This window comes from Protofrankia sp. CiT1, from assembly GCF_917627335.1.
In the GTDB taxonomy this organism is placed as follows: Bacteria; Actinomycetota; Actinomycetes; order Frankiales; family Frankiaceae; genus Protofrankia.
Window position 1 is genome coordinate 11,981 of record NZ_CAKJTP010000094.1, and the last position, 5,674, is coordinate 17,654.

The window sequence follows — 5,674 nt, forward strand, 5'->3', positions numbered from 1 at the left end:
GTCAGTGGCTGGCCTGTAGCGCCCGGCGGAGGCCCAGGGCAAGGAGGATCTGTGTGACCCCGTGAACGATCACCCAGATTCCGAAGATCACGGCCAGGACGAACACGGTCGCTGACGGCCAGGACACGGCCACGATACCGGCGATCACGCACAGGATCGCGACGGCCACGGCCCGCCCGCGTCCGGGCTCCCCCGCCGGAGCGGCCGCGGCAATGACCAACCGGATGAGCCCGGCCACCATGAGGGACACACCGACGACTATGGCCAGTGTCCAAAGGGTCACATCAGGCCAGGCCAGCGCCACGATCCCGCCCACCACCAGCAGAACGCCGAACACGGCCGCCAGGGCGGGCTCCGTCGCCCGTCCCGCCGCGAGCACCTCGGTGATCCCGGTGAGCACCAGGGCCAGCCCGACCAGGATGGCCAGGGTGTCCGCCGAGCTGGACGGGTTGGCGACCAGCGCGACGCCGAGCGTGGTCACAGCGATGCCCAGGACAAGCAGGACAGCCCACACCGCGCCCGCGGCGGCGTCACCATGTATCCGATGGTCCGTCGCTGTCCTGGACATCATGGCCTCCCCGCGTCCGTTGTCTCACCGATGGTGTTCCCTCCTCTCGGCCGCCCCAGTCCCCGGGAGCGTGCGGATGACTCGATGGGATCGGTTGTGATGAAACCCTTGCCACAGTGCCCGGTATGTGACCCCTTCCCCTCACGTATCGATCTACGGTTCCAGGAAACGTCCACTACGGATATCTGCTGGGGGCAAGCATGACCGCCAGAACCCTGCGGCGTGCCGGTGTCATCACCGTCACCGGGGTGCTCGCCGCGCTCCTGGGCGCGGCTCCGGCCAGCGCCTTCCCCTCCCCGACGGCCGCTGGTGGTGACCCGGGCGCCACGGCGGCCGGTGCGGCCGGCAATGTGTCCCGCGTTGCCATCGACATCACCCGCGGCGCGCTGTCCAGCGCCGCGAACGCGGCCTCCGGCGCCGGTGGGATCAACACCAGCGCCAGCACCACCCCTGCTCCAGGCGTTGGCTCCCCCGCGGGAAACAACACCAGCCCCGGTAGCGGCGGCGATGCGGCCACCGACCCCGGTAGCACCGGCAAGAACACCGCCAACGATGTCGCGCATGCCGCGCTGGACATCACCCGCGGTGCGCTGTCCAGCGCCGCGGACGCGCTGTCCGGCGCCACCGGCTCCGGGTCCGGTCCCACGACCGGCGGTGGTAGCGGTAGCGGCGGTGGGTTCGCCGGGTGACAGCGATCGACAGGATCACGGCGGTGTCCGCCAGCCTGCCCTGATGATCTCTATGAGGGTTGGTCCCCGGCAGACGTGAGCATGGTTGTCCGGCGACCGGGCCACCCGGTCGCCGGACAACCATGCGTCGATACCGGGGCGGCCCGTTGGGGCCGCATTACCATGCGAGGTATCGCATGGCTGGCCGCCCCTGCCTGCGCCTTCGATCGCCGGCCACCGCATCATGGTCCGTGGCGGATGCGGGGTCGGACGGGTGAGGGAGCGAGCCAGTGGCTGGTCGGGACGTCGATTACGACCGTCCGACTCTGTTGAGCTGCGGGCGATGCGGTGTCCGGTGGACGGCGTTGAGCGCCGCCCACTGCCCGAGCTGTCACGAGACCTTCGCCGGGGTGAGCACCGGCTTTGACACCCACCGGGTTGACGGCAGGTGCGCTCCGCCCGATCAGGTCGGTTTACATCGCGATGGCGGTTACTGGCTGACCAATGGTGAACGGGCTCCCGGTAAGCTGCTGGTGGTGGGCAGCGATTCCCGCGCGCACCCGGTTGACTGAGGACGCGGCCTGACCGAGGACGCGGCCGAGCGCCTCGATGTTTCCCGGCACACCCGCCGCCTCCCGGTGTCCGCAGGCGCGCTGCCATCGCGTCGCCCCGGTCGCGGAGTGAGACTGTATTCCTCATGATGAGTTAGCGGCAAGAGCGTCGCAAGGGTGCTGTTGCGCAGGTCGGCGTCTGGGGGACGGGCGATGCGCGCTCTCCCCGCGCCGCTCCCCTTGCGGTTAATCGTTATGACGTTTATGGTTCCCGTGTGACGTGGACCACGGGCCGGTGTGGGGGCACCTCGGGCACCTCGGGCGCATCTTCGGCCCGCGTGTCCGGTCCGCCGGCCGGGGAGGGGAGGGAACGCCTCGTATGTGGTCATGGTGCCTGGACGGCGGCTGGGCGCGTCCGATTCCCGGTGAACCTCCAGGAACGGGCCGCCGAGCATGTCCTTGACAGCGAGCATGCCGAGGAATACTTTTCCTGGCACTTGATCTGGCCTTGACTCGGTATCCAGATCTGTCGGTGGCGACAGCCCCGCCCCACACCCAACTGTTTTCCAACTGATTTTTTATCACTCGGCGACGCTATTCCGAGACGATAGCCGGCTGGTGCCGGCTGTTCGTCCGGCTGCCGGCCTTTCCCCTCACGGAGCGACGGGGTAATCACATGCATCGTGGTTCTCGAAGAATAATGCCGCTCGTCGTCGGCGCGGCCCTCGCGCTAGTCCTCGCGGCCTGCGCAGACAATGCGGGCTCGACGGCACCGGCGACAGGCCAGACGCCAGCCTCCGACACGTCCTTAGCCGCGGCCAAGGCGAACCTCGCCAACTATCTGACGCAGCCGACGAGCATTGTCCAGTCCACGCCGCTGACGTCGGCCCCGCCGAAGAAGAAGGTTGCCTTCGTCCAGTGCGCGGACCCGAACTGCGCCATCCTGGCCGGCTTCGTCAAGGACGCCACCGCGGCCCTGGGCTGGAACCTGACCACGCTGAGCGCCACCGCCACCGACCCGGGCTCGGCCGTCCAACAGGCCATCGACGCGGGCGTGGACTACATCGCCACCACCGGTTACCCCGTCGACCTGTTCAAGCAGCAGATGAACCAGGCGAAGTCCAAGGGCATCCCGCTGTTCATGTGCTATTCCACGGACGTGCCCGCGGGACCGGGTAACAACCTCTACGCGGACTGCACCGACGGCTCCGCGGCCGGCATCACCGGCGGCGCGATAGCCGACTTCGTAGCCACGGACTCGAACGGGAAGGCCGACGTCCTGCTGGTGACGATCCCCTCCTACCCCATCCTGACGGCACAGGCCGACGGGATGCGGGCGGAGCTCGCCAAGAACTGCCCCACCTGCAAGGTTCACGTCCTTGAGACGACGGTCAACGATCTCGCCGGTGGCGCCGTGCCGCAGAACATCTCCTCCTACCTGCAGGCAAATCCCGGCGTCAACTACGTCTACTTCACCTACAACGGCCTGGAGAAGGGCGTCCCGGCCGTCCTGAAGACAGCCGGGATGCTCGGCAAGGTGAAGCTGGTCGGCACCCAGGGCGCGCAGCCACAGTTCACCGAGGTCGTCAACGGCACCTCGGCGGCGTGGAGCGCGCTCCCACAGGAGCTCGCGATGTGGACGATGGTGGACCAGATGGCTCGTGTCGCGGTCGACCAGTGGTCGCTGCCGGACGAGCGCAAGGCCGCCGTCACGCCCTTCTATCTTGTGACCACGCCCGACCAGGCGAAGCCCCTCGTGGACGAGAAGTACGGCTGGCCCGGCCCGACCGGCTTCAAGGACACGTTCAAGAAGCTGTGGGGCCGCTAGGGCGTGTCTGATGGATGTTGGTCGATGTGGGCGATGATCCAGAAAGTGGCCTGCAAGGCGGAGGAGGCCCGGATAGCGGTGTTCTATCCGGACCGACGACAACGCCGCAGGACGCCTTCTGGGCATTGATCCGCACGATCGAAGATCCATCAGACACGCCCTAGCCCCCGGTTGAACCTGACAGGAATTCCGGCGGCGTCCGTCCGGGGCCACCAGCCCGGTGTGCCGGGCCTTCCCGCGGTGCCTTTTCCGGTGCCGCGGGAGGCCTGAACCACGGTGGAGTTCCCGAGCGGCGGCCACCGCCAGCCGACAACTGTCCAACAACCGGGTGACAACCGGGTGACAACCGGGTGACAAGCGGCCTGACGGCATAATCCGACAGCAATGTGAAAGCAGTGGGCCAGGTGAGCGATGGTGCGGGTGGGACAGCTTCGCGGGCGGACCGGGTGAACACGCCGGCCCTGGACATCCGCACGCTGTCCAAGACGTTTTCCGGGCAGGTCGTCCTCGATCGTGTCGACCTCACCCTCGACGAGGGCCGGGTGCACGCCCTCGTCGGGCAGAACGGCTCGGGCAAGTCCACTCTGATCAAGATCCTGGCCGGGTACCACCGCCCGGACCCGGGTGGCAGCGTCGTGGTGCGGGGCGTGCCGTTGCAGCTGGGAGCGGCGGCGGCACACGACGCCGGGATCCGTTTCGTCCACCAGGATCTGGGGCTCCTCCTCGACCTCAGCGCGGTGGAGAACCTGATGCTGGGGCTGTCCTACCCGCGCGGCTTCCTCGGCCGGATCCGCTGGCGGGAGGCCCGGCGGCGGGCGCAGGAGCGGGTGGCGCGGGTCGGGCTCGACATCGACGTCCGCGCCCCCGTGGGCGAGCTGGGGCTGGCCGACCGCACCGGTCTCGCGATCGCGCGGGCGCTGCCCGAACCGGACCAGGGCAACGCCGTGCTGGTGCTCGACGAGCCGACCGCCGCGCTGCCCGCGGCCGACGTGGACCGGCTGCTGGCGACGATCCGGCGGCTGCGAGACGCCGGGCACAGCGTGCTCATCGTCTCGCACCACCTCGACGAGGTCCTCGACATCGCCGACCGCATCACGGTCCTGCGCGACGGCCGGAAGGCCGCATCGGTGGACGCCGCCGGCATGGACCACGACACCCTCGGCCGGCTGATGGTCGGTCACGATCTGGTCATCTCGGCCGGGCGCGAGGAGACGGCCGAGGCGGCCGGCCCCGCCGTGCTGGAACTCGTGGGAATCGCCGGGGGAACCGTGACCGAGGTGTCCACCACCGTGCGCCGCGGGGAGATCGTCGGGATCGCCGGCCTGACCGGGTCGGGCCGTGAGGCGCTGGGCGCGATGCTCAGCGGACGGCTGCCCCGGACGGGCCGCGTGTCCGTGGACGGTGTCGCCGTCCCGCCGGCGCGTCCCGCCGCGGCCATGGCCGCCCGCCTGGCCTTCGTGCCGGGGGAACGGGCGCGCTACGGCACCTTCGCCGACCTGACGGTCCGCCAGAACCTGACCATGGGATCGCTGCGCCGCCACGTCCGGTGCGGCTACATCCACGCCGGCTCCGAACGTCAGGAGGTACGCAGGTGGGTCGACGAGTTCGGGATCGTGACCCGTGGCGTGGACGCACCCATCACAAGCCTGTCCGGTGGTAACCAGCAGAAGGTGCTTGTCGCCCGTGCGCTGCGTCTGTCCCCGAAGGCACTCGTGCTCGACGATCCGACCGCCGGCATCGACGTGAAGGCGCGTGATCAGGTCCACGGCATCATCGAGCGCAGCGCGGACGCGGGCACGGCGGTCCTGCTGGTCTCGACCGACAGCGAGGAGCTGGCCCGCCTGGCCGACCGTGTCCACGTCCTGAGCCACGGACGTGTCGCGCGCACCCTGCGCCGGGGCGTCGACCTTTCACCGGAAGCCATTGATCATGCACAGGTATCGCTGGGAACGCCGTGACCCCCCGGCCCGCCCGGCGGTCGTGTGCGCGAAACCGCCTTCGTCTCCTACTTTCTTTCGAGGTAGTGCCATGTCGTTAGAAACCGGTCCCAGCCCCGCGG

General features: G+C 69.2%; 5 protein-coding genes. 4 read left to right on the forward strand and 1 reads right to left on the reverse strand.

All coding sequences use genetic code 11. The features are described 5' to 3' along the window. Position 1 precedes the first annotated feature (1 nt). Positions 2 to 571, reverse strand: coding sequence for an HdeD family acid-resistance protein (locus MJ785_RS14915; protein ID WP_239310669.1), 570 nt, complete (start codon positions 569 to 571; stop codon positions 2 to 4). Positions 572 to 768: 197 nt separating this feature from the next. Between MJ785_RS14915 and MJ785_RS14920 the strand changes: the two genes are divergently transcribed. The 4 genes from MJ785_RS14920 (at position 769) to MJ785_RS14935 (ending at position 5,573) form a co-directional block, all read left to right on the forward strand. Then, positions 769 to 1,257, forward strand: coding sequence for a hypothetical protein (locus MJ785_RS14920; protein WP_239310668.1), 489 nt, complete (start codon positions 769 to 771; stop codon positions 1,255 to 1,257). A gap of 344 nt (positions 1,258 to 1,601) precedes the next feature. Beyond that, a complete protein-coding gene (locus MJ785_RS14925; protein WP_370652953.1) occupies positions 1,602 to 1,808 on the forward strand; it encodes a hypothetical protein in 207 nt (68 codons plus the stop codon). 679 nt (positions 1,809 to 2,487) lie between these two features. After that, positions 2,488 to 3,615 carry a substrate-binding domain-containing protein gene (locus tag MJ785_RS14930; RefSeq protein WP_239310666.1) on the forward strand — a complete coding sequence of 376 codons (1,128 nt, stop codon included), beginning with the start codon at positions 2,488 to 2,490 and terminating at the stop codon, positions 3,613 to 3,615. A gap of 404 nt (positions 3,616 to 4,019) precedes the next feature. After that, entirely contained in the window at positions 4,020 to 5,573 is a 1,554-nt protein-coding gene (locus MJ785_RS14935; RefSeq protein WP_239381401.1) for a sugar ABC transporter ATP-binding protein, read from the forward strand. The last annotated feature ends 101 nt before the right edge of the window (positions 5,574 to 5,674 follow it).